Origin of the sequence: Streptomyces sp. NBC_01241 (assembly GCF_041435435.1) — a bacterium.
Classification (GTDB): domain Bacteria; phylum Actinomycetota; class Actinomycetes; order Streptomycetales; family Streptomycetaceae; genus Streptomyces.
In genome coordinates this window covers 1,026,278-1,039,965 of sequence record NZ_CP108494.1, presented here as the reverse complement: position 1 = coordinate 1,039,965, position 13,688 = coordinate 1,026,278, and the positions used below count along the sequence as shown (strand labels likewise).

Genomic DNA, 13,688 nt, shown 5'->3' with positions numbered 1-13,688 from the left:
CCAGCGCATGACGGCCGGGGCGGCCCGGGCGCGCGCAGCACGCGACGGGTGCCGCCCTTTCTGGACGACGCGAACGACCGTATCCACGCCCATCCGGCCCGACCAGCTGATAAAAGCGAGTTCGCGCCATCTGATGAACCGGCAGCAGCAGGGTGACGAACACGATCGACGCATTCAAACCGATGAACGACCGCCGAAGAACACGCCGCAACAGACTCACCACCGCAAAGCCGTGCGGGAGCGCCCGTCCTCCAGGAGGAGAGGAACCCCCACACCGCCGTATCGGCAATCGGCCTCTCCGGCACGTCCACCCCGGCGATCTCGGGCCGACAAGGGGAGCAGCCGCGGATCCGCCGCGTACTCCCGAGGGTGTACGCGCACGGCCGCTGGCCGTACGACGACTCGGGCCCCCTTCCGGGGCCAGGCTCGCAGTCGTCGGGAAAACCTGACCGCGAATCCTGAACCGAGGGAGCTGACCGAGATGAACACCCTGGCGTACAGCGGTGGGCCCGGGCCCTGGATCCTCCTCTTCCCGCTCTTCTGGGCGGCCGTCGTCATCGGCGGCGTCACTCTCCTGCGCCGCACGGTCCTGCGCGGCCGACGCGGCCCCTGGCAGGCCCGTGCCACCCAGGAGAGCCCCGCCGAACCGTCACCGATCACGCTGCTCGGCCGCCGCTTCGCGGCCGGGGAGATCGAGGAGGACGAGTACTGGCGCCGGATCTCCGTCCTCGACGAGCAGTTCGGCCGAGGCGGCAAGGGGGGAGTGGCATGACGACCACCGTTCCCACCTCCGGGCCCACCCCCACCCCCACGTCCGCCACCGCCGCCGCGGCCCGGGTCGTCGACGCCGTGAAGCTCTACGGCACGGGAGACACCCGGGTCAGGGCCCTGGACCGGGTGAGCGTCGACTTCCCGGCCGGCCGCTTCACCGCGATCATGGGGCCCTCCGGCTCCGGCAAATCCACCCTCCTGCACTGCGCGGCCGGACTCGACACCCTCACCTCCGGCTCCGCCTTCATCGGCGACACCGACCTCAGCGCCCTCGACGACCGCAGGCTCACCCTGCTGCGCCGGCAGCGCATCGGCTTCGTCTTCCAGTCCTTCAACCTCCTGCCGACACTCACCGTCGCGGAGAACATCACCCTGCCCCTGGATCTGGCGGGCGAGCGCCCCGACCCGGAGTGGCTCGACGCACTGATCGACACCGTCGGACTGCGGGACCGGCTGCACCACCGCCCCGGCGAACTGTCCGGCGGACAGCAGCAACGGGTGGCCGTGGCCCGGGCCTTCGCAGGCAGCCCCGATGTCGTCTTCGCCGACGAACCGACCGGTAACCTCGACTCCCGCTCCAGCCAGGAGGTGCTCCGGCTGCTCGGCGGCACCGTCCGGCAGACCGCCCGTACGGTCGTCATGGTCACCCACGACCCGGTCGCCGCCGCCCACGCCGACGAGGTCGTCTTCCTCGCCGACGGCCGGCTCGTCGACCGGATGACCGACCCCACGGCGGAGCGCGTAATCGACCGGTTCAAGTCCTTCGCCCCCCACCCCTCACGAAGGCGGTGACGCCATGACCAGCCCCCGGGCATCCGTACGCCTGAGCGTCTCCTCGCTCCGCGCCCACAAGCGCCGCTTCTCCGGCACCTTCGTCGCCGTCCTGCTCGGCGTCGCGTTCCTCACCGGGACGCTCGTCATGAGCGACACCCTGCGCGCGAGCTTCGACACCATGTTCGGCAACGCCACCGCCGGTACCGACGCCGTTGTGCGCGGGACCGACGTGATCACCGTCGCCGGTGAATCCCGGGGCACCCGGCAGCCGGTGAGCACCGCACTCGTGAAGACGATCGAGCAGACCCCCGGGGTCGCCGCGGCGGCCCCCGACATCCAGGGCGCCGGCCAGCTCATCGGTTCCGACGGCAAACCCGTCGGCGGCCAGGGGCCGCCCACCCTCGCCGGCAACTGGATCGACGACCCGAAGCTCAACCCGTACCGGCTCGCCGCCGGACGCGCCCCCGCCGCACCCGGTGAGGTCGTCATCAACCGCGGCGCCGCCGACCGGGGCGGGCTCAGGATCGGCGACACCACCGTGCTGCGCACCCCCGACCCCGTACGCGTCACGATCGTCGGACTGGCCACCTTCGGCGGCCAGGACGGCATGGGACAGGTCACCTACACCGCGATGACGCAGGACGACGCCGAGAAGTACCTCACGCCGAAGCCCGGCGAGGCATCGACCATCCAGGTGCGCGCGGGCCCGGGCACCAGTCAGCAGGAACTCGTCGACGCACTGCACCCCGTGCTGCCCAAGGGCGTCGAGGCCATCACCGGACAGGCCTCGGCCGCCGAGGACCGGGACATGATCTCCGGCGCCTTCCTCAGCCTGTTCACCACGCTGCTGCTGGTGTTCTCCGGGATCGTGCTGCTCGTCACCGCCTTCTCCATCCACAACACCTTCGCGATCGTCGTTGCTCAGCGGACCCGCGAGAACGCCCTGCTGCGCGCGCTCGGTGCCTCCCGCGGCCAGGTCGTCGGAGCGAGCCTCGTCGAGGCGGGCGCGGTCGGCGTGATCGCCTCCGCCGCGGGTCTGGCCGGCGGCATCGGGATCGCCGCCGGACTGCGGGCGCTCTTCTCCGCCGTCGGATTCCCGTTCCCCGCGGGCCCGTTGGTGATCGGCGCCGGGTCGCTGCTGCTGCCGCTCGCCGTCGGCGTCCTCGTCTGCCTCGGCTCCGCCCTCCTGCCCGCCGTCCGGGCCGGCCGCACCGCTCCGCTCGCCGCCCTGCGCGAGAGCGCCGTGGACCACTCCGCGGCATCCCGCACCCGCACCCTGACCGGGCTCGTACTGCTGGCCGCCTCCGTCGGCACCATCCTGGCCGGCGTGTCGGCCGGCCCGTCCGGCCCGCTGTCGGCCGCCGGTGCGGTACTCGCACTCGCCGCGTTCGTGTCGCTCGGACCGGTCGCCTCCACGTACGCCGTACGGTTCCTCGGCGCTCCGCTCGACCGGCTGCGCGGCGTCACGGGCCGGCTGGCTCGCCGCAACGCCCTGCGCAGCCCCCGACGGACCGCGTCCACCGCGACCGCGCTGATGATCGGCGTCGCCGTGGTCTCCCTGTTCACCGTCTTCGGTGCCTCGCTGAAGGCCACCATGAACCAGACGGTGGACCGTGCCTTCGCGGGCGACGTCGCCATCAGTGCCCCCGCCTTCGGGGCGGGCGGCAGCGGCCTCAGCCCCCGGCTCGCCCCGGCCGTCGACCGGCTGCCGGAGGTCGCTACGGCGGTCGGCCTCGGTAAAGGGGTCGCCGAGGTCGACGGCGCCGGACGCGCCCTGACCGTCACCGACCCGGCCGCGCTCGGCAGGGTCTTCGACCTCGGCCGGGTCGACGGATCGCTGAACGGGCTGGGCACGAGCGGGATCGCGGTGTCCGCCGCCGAGGCCGGCAAGCGCGGACTGCGCACCGGCTCCACCGCACGGCTCACCTTCACCGACGGCACCCGGCAGAACTTCACGGTCCGCGCCGTCTACGACCGGCCGGAACTGGCGGGCGACTACGTCATCACCCGCCAGGCCTGGGACCCGCACCGCGCCCAGGACTCCGACTCGCTGATCGCCGTTTCCTTCAAGCCCGGCGTGTCCATCGCCGACGGCAAGGCGGCGGTCGCGAAGACCGCGGAGGCGTACGGCAATCCGGACGTACAGACCCGCAGCGAGTACGCACAGTCCTCGGCCGGCGGCATCGACATGATGCTCACCCTGGTCTACGCCCTGCTGGCACTCGCCGTACTGATCGCGCTGCTGGGCATCGCCAACACGCTCACGCTGGCCGTCCACGAACGCACCAGGGAACTGGGCCTGTTGCGGGCCGTCGGGCAGACCAGGAGCCAGCTGCGGTCCATGGTCCGCTGGGAGTCCGTCCTGGTCGCCGCGTTCGGCACGGCGGGCGGTCTGCTGCTCGGCGGCTTCCTCGGCTGGGTGCTGGTCGAGGCATCCGCGGGCGGCACCGCCTTCTCCTTCGCGCTGCCGCCGCTGCGGCTCCTGGTGATCGCCCTCGTGGGGATCACCGCCGGGGCGCTGGCAGGCCGCCGGCCGGCCCGCCGGGCGGCACGGCTGGACGTGCTCCGCGCGATCGCCGCCGAATAGCGCACGGAAAGGCGCCGAACAGCGCACGGAAATGGAGGAGCGGGGCGCCGGACGGCGCCCCGCTCCTCCATTTCCGCTACCCGACCACCGCCGACCGGGCGACGGAGGGTGTACGGCTCTCCAGATACGTGACGGCGTCCGGCTCGAACGGCCCGTCCGTGGTCGCCCCGTACACCGAGTGCGGTGGCCGCCCGGTGAACAGGGGAGGAGGTGCCGGAAGGGTGAACCAGACGACCTTCCCGGCCCCGCCGCTCGGGCGGACGCCCCAGCTCTCGCTGACCGCGGCGATCAGCGCGAGCCCGCGCCCCGACGTACTGGACGCACTGGGGTCGCACACGGTCGGCAGCCGCGGGTCGTGGTCGTGGACGGACACCGTCAGCCGTTCGAGCAGCAACTCGATCTCGACGGTGCACGACTTGTCCGGCTGGGCATGCCGGTGGACATTGGTCAGCAGTTCGGTGACGCCGAGCGCCGCATGGTCGATCAACGGATCGAGATGCCAGTAGCGCAACTGCGCTGAAACGATTCTGCGGACCTGACCGATCCGCGACGGCAGGGCCTGGAGCTCCACCGTGCAGTGCCTGCTTGGCTCGCTGATCACGGCTGCGACTCCCCGAAATAGGTCCGGAAGAAGACGAGAGGGACGGATCCAGCAGACGACGAACCGCTGAATCCGGACCGGCGGTGACGGATCTCAGTGTCACCGCTGATGAACCATGAGTGACATGTGACCAATGTCGCTCAGGGGCCACGGCTGTGCAACTCGCGCTGTCCCGGCGGGGTTGCTCCGTCAGATCATCCGGCCGCCCGCGCTCCGCAGCGTCTCGAGGAAGCGGTGGGCCGGTCCGGCCGTGTCCGGACCGTGGTTGCGCTGCCCCATCGTCAGCCGGTACCGCGTCCCGTTGAGACGCGCCACGGCCGCCCCTGCTCCGGCGAACCACGGCCTGCCCGCGCTCACCGCCACCACCGGGGCGCTGTCGATCTCCCGTCCGTAACTGGTCAGCAGGGCCAGCCTGCCGTCCTTGACGACGACCTGCCCGGCCCTCGTGAGCGAGCGGGCCCACCGCTCGATCCGTACCCCCGTCGCGCTGAACTCCGTTTCCGGCATGACTGCTTCGCCCCCTTCGTAACGCCTCTGTCGGAAGTCTGCACGCATCCGGGACCTGCGCGCCAGGCCGCGTCCCGGAGTAATGCGGCAGCCGTTCTGTCCGGCCGGGCCAAGGCAGGGCTATGGAGCATCAAAGTGAACGTTTCTGCAGGTAGGGGGAATATCGTTGACGGCGAGAGTCCGGTGATACGAGGAGGAACGCGTTGATGGGCACCGCAAAGCACACAGACGACGGCCGGGTCGCGGCGACCATCGACATCGACCGCTCCGACCCCGAGTACCGGGCCTGGCTCAAGGAGGCCGTCCGCAAGGTCCAGGCCGACGCCAACCGTTCCGCCGACACCCACCTGCTGCGCTTCCCGCTGCCCGAGACCTGGGGCATCGACCTCTACCTCAAGGACGAATCGACGCACCCCACCGGCAGCCTCAAGCACCGTCTGGCCCGCTCGCTCTTCCTCTACGGGCTCTGCAACGGCTGGATCCGGCCGGGCAGGCCGGTGATCGAGGCGTCCAGCGGTTCGACGGCCGTGTCGGAGGCGTACTTCGCCAAGCTGATCGGTGTGCCGTTCATCGCCGTGATGCCCCGTACCACCAGCTCCGAGAAGTGCCGGCTGATCGAATTCCACGGCGGCCGTTGCCACTTCGTCGACGATTCACGGAAGCTGTACGAGGAGTCCGCCATGCTGGCCGCCGACACCGGCGGTCATTACATGGACCAGTTCACCTACGCCGAACGGGCCACCGACTGGCGCGGCAACAACAACATCGCCGAGTCGATCTACCAGCAGCTGAGGCTGGAGCGCTACCCGGAGCCGACGTGGATCGTCGCCACCGCCGGAACCGGCGGTACCTCGGCGACCATCGCCCGCTATGTGCACTACATGCAGTTCGACACCCGGATCTGTGTGCCCGACCCGGAGAACTCCTGTTTCTTCGACGGCTGGACCCACCACGACCTCCTGGCCACCAGCGACTGCGGCTCCCGGATCGAGGGCATCGGCAGGCCCCGGATGGAGCCGAGCTTCGTGCCCGGGGCCATCGACCGGATGATGAAGGTGCCGGACGCGGCCAGTGTCGCGGCCGTGCGCGCCCTGGAGGGGGCCATCGGCCGGAAGGCGGGCGGCTCCACCGGCACCGGGCTGTGGAGCGCGTTCAAACTGGTCGCGGAGATGGTCGAACAGGGCGGTACCGGCAGCATCGTCACCCTGTTCTGCGACCCGGGCGACCGCTACCTCGACAAGTACTACTCCGACAGCTGGCTCGCCGAACAGGGCCTGGACATCGCCCCGTACACGCGGACCATCGAATCCTTCCTGAGCAGCGGCAACTGGCCCGGATAGCACGGACGGAGCGCGGTACGCCCGGTCCGCGCCGCACTCAGGCCGCGGGCGCGGCCAGCCGCCTGTCGAGATTGCGCACGGCGTTCCGAAACGCCCGGCCCATTCCCGGCCGGGCCAGCCGCAGGGTGAAGCGGAAGGGCGCGGAACCGTCGGCGGCGAACGTCCACCGCACCCGCGTCCCGGTCCCGGCCGGAGTGAGCCGCCACTCCTCCACCAGGGCTTTCGGACCAGGGGCGTTGGACTCGTCGACCCGGTAGGCGTACCGCTCGCCGGGCTCGGCCGCGAGGATCGACTCGCGCAGCACCGCGCCGCCCCTGAGCCGGACCTCGCGGCCCGCGCCCTCCTCGATGGGCCGGGCCGTAGTCACCGAGGTGAACCAGCTCGGCCAGCCCGCCACGTCGTCGGCGAGCGCACGGTAGACCGCCTCGGGAGGCGCGGACACCTCGGCGTCGAAGACCAGTCGCAGGGCGGCGGACTCGACGAAATCGAGGCCCACGGAACGGAGTCGGCGTGGCACGGATCGCACCTCCCGTGCGGTAGGTCAGCGGCGTACGGGGTCGTACAGGTCGCGCACACCATAGCTGTCGCACCGTCAGATGTCCCTGTTCGTAAGGACGTTATGTGGTCGGGCGCTCGCACGCCGAGCTATGGACCCGGACCCGCCGGAGGGTCGAGCAGGCCGTCGAGCACCCGGCCGAAGACCCGGCGGCCCGCCACGGCGATCAACGGATCGGCCCACCGCGGCAGCAGCCGGACACTCAGCTCCTCCACCCACACCACATGGGATCCGGAATCCGTGGGATACACATCGATCGACGCCCGGCCCCGCACCAGCGAACCGCGCTTCTCCAGCCGGCACAGCCCCGCGCGCCCGACGGCGGGCGGGGTCCAGCGCACCACTTCCATCGGATCGTCGAAACCCAGCGGACCCACGCCCGTACGCGCCACGAAGACGGTCCCCATCCCGGTCGGCAGCCCCGTGGGGACGGTGATCGTGGTCAGCGGCACCCTCGCCGCGTGCCGTTCCCAGTCCGTCACCCGGCGCCAGGACTCGGCCGTGGGCAGATGCGTGAAACGCTCGATCCGGAAGACGGCCACAGCCCGATCCTAGGCCGTGCACCGCCCGGTCCGAGCTGAGCGGAACCGACACACCGCCCGGCCGCCGGTGCCGCGACGGGCAAAGCCTGGGAGGGGCGCTAGGAAACGTCGTCCGCGATCCGGCCCGCCACCAGCAGGCTCGGCAGATGCTCCTCGATCTCCTCACGGGCGACGGCCGACAGACCCGCGTCCGTCACGAACGTGTCCACCTGCGCCAGGGTCGCGAACGAACTCAGTCCCACCGTGCCCCACTTGGTGTGGTCGGCGACCACCACGACGCGCCGTGCCGACTGGACGAAACGGCGGTTCGTCTCGGCCTCCGCCAGATTCGGCGTCGACAGACCGGCCTCCACCGAGATGCCGTGCACCCCGAGGAACAGCACATCGAAGTGGAGCGAGGCGATCGCCTGATCCGCGACCGGGCCGACCAGGGAGTCCGACGGCGTCCGTACCCCACCGGTGAGCACCACCGTGGCGGCCCCGGCACGCGCCCCGCCCGCGGATCCCGAGTGCTGCGCGCAGTGGAACACATCGGCGACCCGCACCGAATTGGTCACCACCGTCAGATCCGGTACGTCCAGCAGATGCTGGGCGAGCGCGTACGTCGTCGTACCACCGGAGAGCGCGATGGCGGTACCGGGCACCGCCATCGCGGCGGCCGCCCGCGCGATGTCCTCCTTGGCGGTCAGCTCCAGTGCCGACTTGGCCTCGAAACCGGGCTCGTGCGTACTGGCCTCGACCACCGGTACGGCCCCGCCGTGCACCTTCTCGATCACACCCTGGCGGGCCAGCGCGTCCAGATCCCGGCGGACGGTCATGTCCGAGACGTTCAGCCTGCGGGTCAGCTCATTGACCCGGACCCCACCACGCCTGCGCACCTCGTCGAGGATCAGGGCGCGCCGCTGCTCCGCGAGCAGGTTCTGATTCTCGCTCAACGCCGGTCCGGTCCTTCCTTCAGACAGCGCAACATTCTCTTCGGAACGGGGTCATCCTGCCACGCGGTGTCGCCGGCCGCCGCACCGGGGAGATTCCGTGAGAGCGGTGCGTACACCGGCCGTCATCCGTGATCCTGGTGACCGCGTATCAGCACCTTCCCCCACGACCGAGAGAGCGAGTCACTCCAGTGGCACCTGTCACCCAGGCCCCGCAGAGTCCGAGGCCCGCGCTGGAACTGCTGGTCCACGGCGTGGGCGGAGCCACCCCGCAGGAGATGCTCGACGATCCGCGGCCGGTCCGGGTCACCGGCGACGCGACCGCCGCCATGTACCGGCGGGCCGGGGACATGGACGCCGAACAGCACCCCGAGCGGTACCGCGACCGGCCCATCGCCGAGGCCTACTGCTGGTCCAACCTCACCTCCGGCAACGGCTCCCGCGCCCTGTGGCTGCTGCTGCTCCCGTTCATGGTGGTCAACCTCGCCCACTGGATGCGCCCCACCGCCCGGAGCCGCACCCGCTCGGTGCGCCTGTACGGGGTCCTCGTCCGGCTCGTCGCCCTGAGCCTCACGGTCCTGCTGACCGCGGCGGCCTGCGAGGTCGCGCTCGACCTGACGGCCTGGCAGTGCGCGGGCGTGCCGGACTGCTCGCACCAGCGGTCCTGGCTCGGCTTCCTGTCGACGGCACAGGGCGGCTGGTGGTCCCAGCCGGGCCGACGCCTCGCCCTCGCCGCGCTCGTGCCCACCGCGCTGGTCGGGCTGCTCTGGTTCCTGTCCAACCGGACCTGGAGCGCGTACGAATCGCAACGCCCGCTCACCGGCTCCGGACCGGACGACGCCGACCCGGAGACCGCACCCGATCCGAACACCTCCGCCACCCCGGCCGGGAGCCGCCCGGCCCTCGCCCGGCCCGGGTTCTGGTACGGCCGCCGGCTGGTCGCCCGGCTGCGCGCCGCCCATACCGCCGCCGGATTCCTCACCGTCGCCGCGTCGGTCGCGGGCGCCGCGGCCCGCCACGACCGCGCCGCCACCGGCCCCGTGCCCGGCGTCCTCGGATCGCTGATCGAGGCGGCGCTGGTCCTGGGCGCGCTCGTCGTGCTGTGGGTCGTCTGCCGCCGCGGACGCAGCGAGCGGAGTCTCGACAACGGGCTCGACCGTGCCCTCATCACCTGGCTGCCCGGCAGCGCCCTGGTCCTGCTCGTCCTCGCCGCGGTGTACGCGGCCTGGTCGCGTCCCGCCTGGGTCTCGGCGGGGGCCCTGCCCGGTGACGTCACTTTCAGCATCGTCACGCTCGGCCAGGGAGTGCTCGTCGTCGTCCTCGCCGTGGTGTCACTCGGCCTGTACCGAAAGATCCCGGAACCCCGCACCGTCATGCACGGACTCGGCGGACCGGTGGTCGCCATGCTCGCCTGCGCTCTCGGCGGCGTCATGACCGGCGGGGTCGCCCAGCGCGTCGCCGACTGGCTCGACGGCTCCGGCACCCCGGGCATGGGCCGCGGCGCCCTCATCGAAGGGCCCCCGGTGCTGCTCAGCTGGCAGGCCTCGGTCATCCCCGTGCTCCTGGTGCTGTTGGCGGTCCCCGGCACCGTGCTGCTCGTACGCACCTGGCTCATCGCGCGCGCCCTGGAGCCCGAGATCGACCGGGAGTACGGGCAGGAGCGGCCGGACCCCGCCCGGACCCGGCAGATCGCCCGGATCCGGGCCACGGCGGCCCTCACCGACTCCGCGCCCTGGATCCTCGGCCCGGTCTCCGGCGCCACGCTGCTGCTCGGTGCGGCGGCGGTCGGCGGGGCCTGGGCGAGCGGTGAGGTGCCCGGCCTGGCGATGAAGGGCAGCGGCCCGTTCATCGAGTCCGTCGCCGAAGCGGCCCAGTCGACCGGCTCCTGGATGATCGGGCTCGGCTTCGTACTCTTCGTCACCTGGGGACGGCGCGCCTACCGCGACGCCTCCGCCCGGCGCACCATCGGCATCCTCTGGGACGTCGGTACGTTCTGGCCGCGCGCCGCCCATCCCTTCGCACCGCCCTGCTACGCCGAGCGCGCCGTCCCCGACCTGGCGTCACGGATGTCCGGCTGGACCGGGCTCACCCGCGGCAGGCTCGTCATCTCGGGCCACTCCCAGGGCAGCGTCCTCGCGGCGTCCGCGGTCTGGCAGCTGCCGCCGGAGACCCGGAGCCGGGTCGCCCTGCTCACCTACGGTTCGCCGATCGAGCGGCTGTACGCGCGCTGGTTCCCGGCCTACTTCGGCCCCGGACCGCTGCACGGGCTGCACCGGTCCGTGCACTGCTGGCGCAACCTCTGGCGGGCCACCGACCCGATCGGCGGCCGGGTCCGGCTCGACGAGGGACCGGGGCCCGGGGTGGACCGGGGGCCGCTGAAGGACCCCCTGGCCTACGGGCGGACCCCCGAACATCCGCTGCCCGAACCGGTTCTGGGGCACTCGGACTACCAGGCCGACCCGGTTTTCGCCGAGGAACGGGCCGCACTGCTGGAGCGGCTCGACCCGGTCCTGCCCCGCCAGGCGGACGGGGAGGAACCCCCGAAAGCCCTGCGGGATCACGGGAGTTCGGGCAGATCCTCCGGGTAGAGCAGGCTGAGTTCGTCCGTGCTCGGATCGGCGAGCTGGGCGACCCGGCCCGCATGCCGCTCCACCATCGACTCGAACGTCTGGCGCGCGGTACGGCCGTTGCCGAACGCCGGGCCCTTGGGAAGCTCCGTGAAGTACTTCAGCAGCGCTTCCCCGGTCCCCGAGGCCAGGCTGTACTCGTGCTCCTCGGCCTGCTGCTCGATGATCCGCAGCAGCTCGGCGGGCTCGTAGTCGCTGAAGGTGATGGTCCGTGAGAAACGTGATGCCACACCGGGGTTGATGGTGAGGAATCGCTCCATCTCGTGGGTGTAGCCGGCGACGATGACGACCACCGCGTCCCGGTGGTCCTCCATCAGCTTCACGAGCGTGTCGATCGCCTCCCGGCCGAAGTCCCGGCCGGAGTCCTCGGGCGACAGCGCGTACGCCTCGTCGACGAACAGCACCCCGCCGCGCGCCCGGTCGAACGCCTCCTGGGTGCGGATGGCCGTCGAGCCGATGTGCTCGCCGACCAGGTCGACGCGGGACACCTCGACCAGATGGCCCCGCTCCAGCACCCCGAGCGAGGCGAGGATCTCGCCGTACAGCCGGGCCACAGTGGTCTTACCGGTGCCGGGCGAGCCGGTGAACACGAGATGCCGCCGGACCGACGCGGCCTTGAGCCCGGCCTCCCGGCGCCGACGGCCGACCTCGATCATGTCGGTGAGGGCGCGCACCTCCCGCTTCACGCTGTCCAGGCCCACCAGCGCGTCCAGTTCCCCGAGAACGGCGTCCGACGCGCGCACCGGCTCGGGGGCCGGAGCCTCGGCCGGGGCGGGCTCCGCGGCCCGCTGCCCCGGGATCCCGCCGAGCAGCCCGGGGGCCGACTGGGTCGCCGTCAGCACGGCCGGGGCCGGGGGAGCGGGGGAGCGCAGCGCGCTCTCGTCGCTCGTGCAGTCCTCCACGACGGGCCCCGCTCCCTGCCCGTCGCCGTGGGCGCCGCCCTCGGCGAACTCGTAGCCGCCGCGGGCACACCGCTCGGTACGGCAACGGGTCAGCGTCGTACGGCAGCCGTCCATCACGTGGAAACCGTAACCGTCGCTGCCGGTGACCCGGCAGCTGTGGAAGGTGCCGCGGCCTTCGGCGGAGACATAGAAACCGGCCTCGGTGGGCGAGGTGACCGTGCAGCGCCCGATCGTCGGGTCGGCGCCCTTGGTGACGATCACTCCGGTCTGCGCGGTATCGATGGTGCAGTTGTTCAGCGTGCCGCCGCTGCCGTGGTCGCGGAACCAGGCGCCGGTGGACGCCTCGCGGATGCGGCAGTCGTCGAGCTGGGCGGTCGCCCCGTCGCTCACCGACACCGCGGTATTGCGGACCTGGGAGAGATCGCTGTCGACCACGTCGGCGCGCGAGCCCCGGTCGAGCACGAAGATGGCGTCCGGCACGTCGTGGACCCGGCAGGAGTCCAATATCACCGTCGCCCCGTCGCTCACCCAGACAGCCGGGTAGTCGCCCGTACTGTCATGTATCTCGCACTGGTTGGCATCGACCCGGGTGCCGGGATCCCAGACCGAAAGACCGTTGCGGCCGAACCGGCGCACCGTGGAGCGGGTCAGGGTGAGGACCGAACGAGAACGCAGATCCACCGCGTTCTCCGGGATGTCGTGGATGTCGCAGTCGGCCAGCGTCAGGACGGCGTCGGTGTCGAGCGTGACGCCGTCCGCCGAAGTGCGGTGCACCGTGCACTCGGTGAGGTGGGCGGACGCACGAGCGGTGACCTGGACCCCGCTGCCCTTGATCTCGTACACCTCGCAGCCGACGGCCTCCAGACCGCTGCCCTCGCCGGTGACGCTGAGTCCCGCGCCCGACGCGTGGTGGATCCGGCAGCGTTCCAGCCGCGGATGCGCACCGTCGCGCACCGAAACGCCGGACTGGCCGGCCGAGACGACCTCGCACTGCTCGAACACGCCGCCCGCACCGTCGAGTACGGCGATGCCGACGCCGGCCGGGTTGTCGACCGTGCAACGGCGCACGGTGGGCCGGGCCGTACCGCGCACCTCGATCCCCGCGGCGGAGCGGGTCACTATCCGCAGGTCCGCGAGCTCCGGTGCGCCGTCCTCGACGAGCAGCGCCGGGGCCGTCGAGTCCTGGCCCTCCACATGCAGGTCCGAGACGACGGCGGAGGCGCGGACCGTCAGCGGCACGCCGTCGATGGGCGCGATCCGTACGGAGCCGGCCGAGCCCTCGGGGCCGCGCAATGTCACCGCCCGGTGCAGAACCAGATTCTCCCGGTAGGTGCCGGGCGCGATGGTGAGGACATCCCCGTCCGCCGCGGCCTCCAGGGCTGCGGTGAGGGAGGCGTATTCGCCTGTGCGGCGCCGCCACCGCGATGTGCCGGTGTGCGTCACCTGGACCGTGCCCTGTGCCATGGCGCTGTTGTGCCCCCACCTCGTGCGTGTGTGATGCCCGGGTCCACCGGCCTTCCGGCCACGGCGAAACCCGGGTCCGCCCGCC

Annotated in this window: 11 protein-coding genes; 5 read left to right on the top strand and 6 right to left on the bottom strand. The window is 71.9% G+C overall.

Features of this window, described 5'->3' with window-relative positions:
• The first annotated feature begins 481 nt into the window (after window positions 1–481).
• Genes OG306_RS04100 through OG306_RS04090 form a run of 3 tightly spaced genes read left to right on the top strand, consistent with a single transcriptional unit; the run spans window position 482 to window position 4,132 of the window.
• Window positions 482–772 carry an SHOCT domain-containing protein gene (locus tag OG306_RS04100; RefSeq protein WP_266744678.1) on the top strand — a complete coding sequence of 97 codons (291 nt, stop codon included), beginning with the start codon at window positions 482–484 and terminating at the stop codon, window positions 770–772.
• On the top strand, window positions 769–1,563 hold the full coding sequence (locus OG306_RS04095) for an ABC transporter ATP-binding protein (RefSeq protein ID WP_266744677.1): 795 nt from the start codon (window positions 769–771) through the stop codon (window positions 1,561–1,563). Before OG306_RS04100 ends, OG306_RS04095 begins: the two co-directional genes overlap by 4 nt.
• A 4-nt stretch (window positions 1,564–1,567) precedes the next feature.
• Window positions 1,568–4,132, top strand: a complete 2,565-nt coding sequence (locus tag OG306_RS04090; protein ID WP_266744676.1) for an ABC transporter permease — start codon at window positions 1,568–1,570, stop codon at window positions 4,130–4,132.
• Window positions 4,133–4,208: 76 nt separating this feature from the next.
• On the opposite strand, the gene OG306_RS04085 is transcribed toward OG306_RS04090, so the two are convergent.
• Window positions 4,209–4,733, bottom strand: coding sequence for an ATP-binding protein (locus tag OG306_RS04085; RefSeq protein ID WP_266744675.1), 525 nt, complete (start codon window positions 4,731–4,733; stop codon window positions 4,209–4,211).
• A 189-nt stretch (window positions 4,734–4,922) separates the two neighbouring features.
• Window positions 4,923–5,240: a hypothetical protein gene (locus OG306_RS04080; protein ID WP_266744674.1), complete on the bottom strand. Its 318-nt coding sequence runs from the start codon at window positions 5,238–5,240 to the stop codon at window positions 4,923–4,925.
• 206 nt (window positions 5,241–5,446) lie between these two features.
• Between OG306_RS04080 and OG306_RS04075 the strand changes: the two genes are divergently transcribed.
• Complete coding sequence (locus OG306_RS04075) at window positions 5,447–6,580, top strand: PLP-dependent cysteine synthase family protein (protein WP_266744673.1); 1,134 nt, start codon at window positions 5,447–5,449, stop codon at window positions 6,578–6,580.
• A 37-nt stretch (window positions 6,581–6,617) separates the two neighbouring features.
• Here OG306_RS04075 and OG306_RS04070 read toward each other — a convergent pair whose 3' ends face one another.
• The 3 genes from OG306_RS04070 to OG306_RS04060 form a co-directional block, all read right to left on the bottom strand.
• Window positions 6,618–7,097, bottom strand: coding sequence for an SRPBCC family protein (locus OG306_RS04070; protein WP_266744672.1), 480 nt, complete (start codon window positions 7,095–7,097; stop codon window positions 6,618–6,620).
• 128 nt (window positions 7,098–7,225) lie between these two features.
• Window positions 7,226–7,678: an SRPBCC family protein gene (locus tag OG306_RS04065; RefSeq protein WP_266744671.1), complete on the bottom strand. Its 453-nt coding sequence runs from the start codon at window positions 7,676–7,678 to the stop codon at window positions 7,226–7,228.
• A gap of 98 nt (window positions 7,679–7,776) precedes the next feature.
• Window positions 7,777–8,613 carry a DeoR/GlpR family DNA-binding transcription regulator gene (locus OG306_RS04060; protein ID WP_266744670.1) on the bottom strand — a complete coding sequence of 279 codons (837 nt, stop codon included), beginning with the start codon at window positions 8,611–8,613 and terminating at the stop codon, window positions 7,777–7,779.
• Between the two features lie 275 nt (window positions 8,614–8,888).
• Here OG306_RS04060 and OG306_RS04055 point away from each other — a divergent pair, with 275 nt between their 5' ends.
• Window positions 8,889–11,198 carry a hypothetical protein gene (locus tag OG306_RS04055; RefSeq protein WP_371666214.1) on the top strand — a complete coding sequence of 770 codons (2,310 nt, stop codon included), beginning with the start codon at window positions 8,889–8,891 and terminating at the stop codon, window positions 11,196–11,198.
• On the opposite strand, the gene OG306_RS04050 is transcribed toward OG306_RS04055, so the two are convergent.
• Window positions 11,168–13,603, bottom strand: coding sequence for a right-handed parallel beta-helix repeat-containing protein (locus tag OG306_RS04050; RefSeq protein ID WP_371665131.1), 2,436 nt, complete (start codon window positions 13,601–13,603; stop codon window positions 11,168–11,170). The genes OG306_RS04055 and OG306_RS04050 overlap by 31 nt on opposite strands.
• Between the last annotated feature and the right edge of the window lie 85 nt (window positions 13,604–13,688).

Coding starts and splice junctions, on each gene's coding strand:
- OG306_RS04100 (WP_266744678.1), top strand. CDS start 482: ATGAACACCCTGGCGTACAGCGGTGGGCCCGGGCCCTGGATCCTCCTC.
- OG306_RS04080 (WP_266744674.1), bottom strand. CDS start 5,240: ATGCCGGAAACGGAGTTCAGCGCGACGGGGGTACGGATCGAGCGGTGG.
- OG306_RS04050 (WP_371665131.1), bottom strand. CDS start 13,603: ATGGCACAGGGCACGGTCCAGGTGACGCACACCGGCACATCGCGGTGG.
- OG306_RS04090 (WP_266744676.1), top strand. CDS start 1,568: ATGACCAGCCCCCGGGCATCCGTACGCCTGAGCGTCTCCTCGCTCCGC.
- OG306_RS04055 (WP_371666214.1), top strand. CDS start 8,889: ATGCTCGACGATCCGCGGCCGGTCCGGGTCACCGGCGACGCGACCGCC.
- OG306_RS04075 (WP_266744673.1), top strand. CDS start 5,447: ATGGGCACCGCAAAGCACACAGACGACGGCCGGGTCGCGGCGACCATC.
- OG306_RS04095 (WP_266744677.1), top strand. CDS start 769: ATGACGACCACCGTTCCCACCTCCGGGCCCACCCCCACCCCCACGTCC.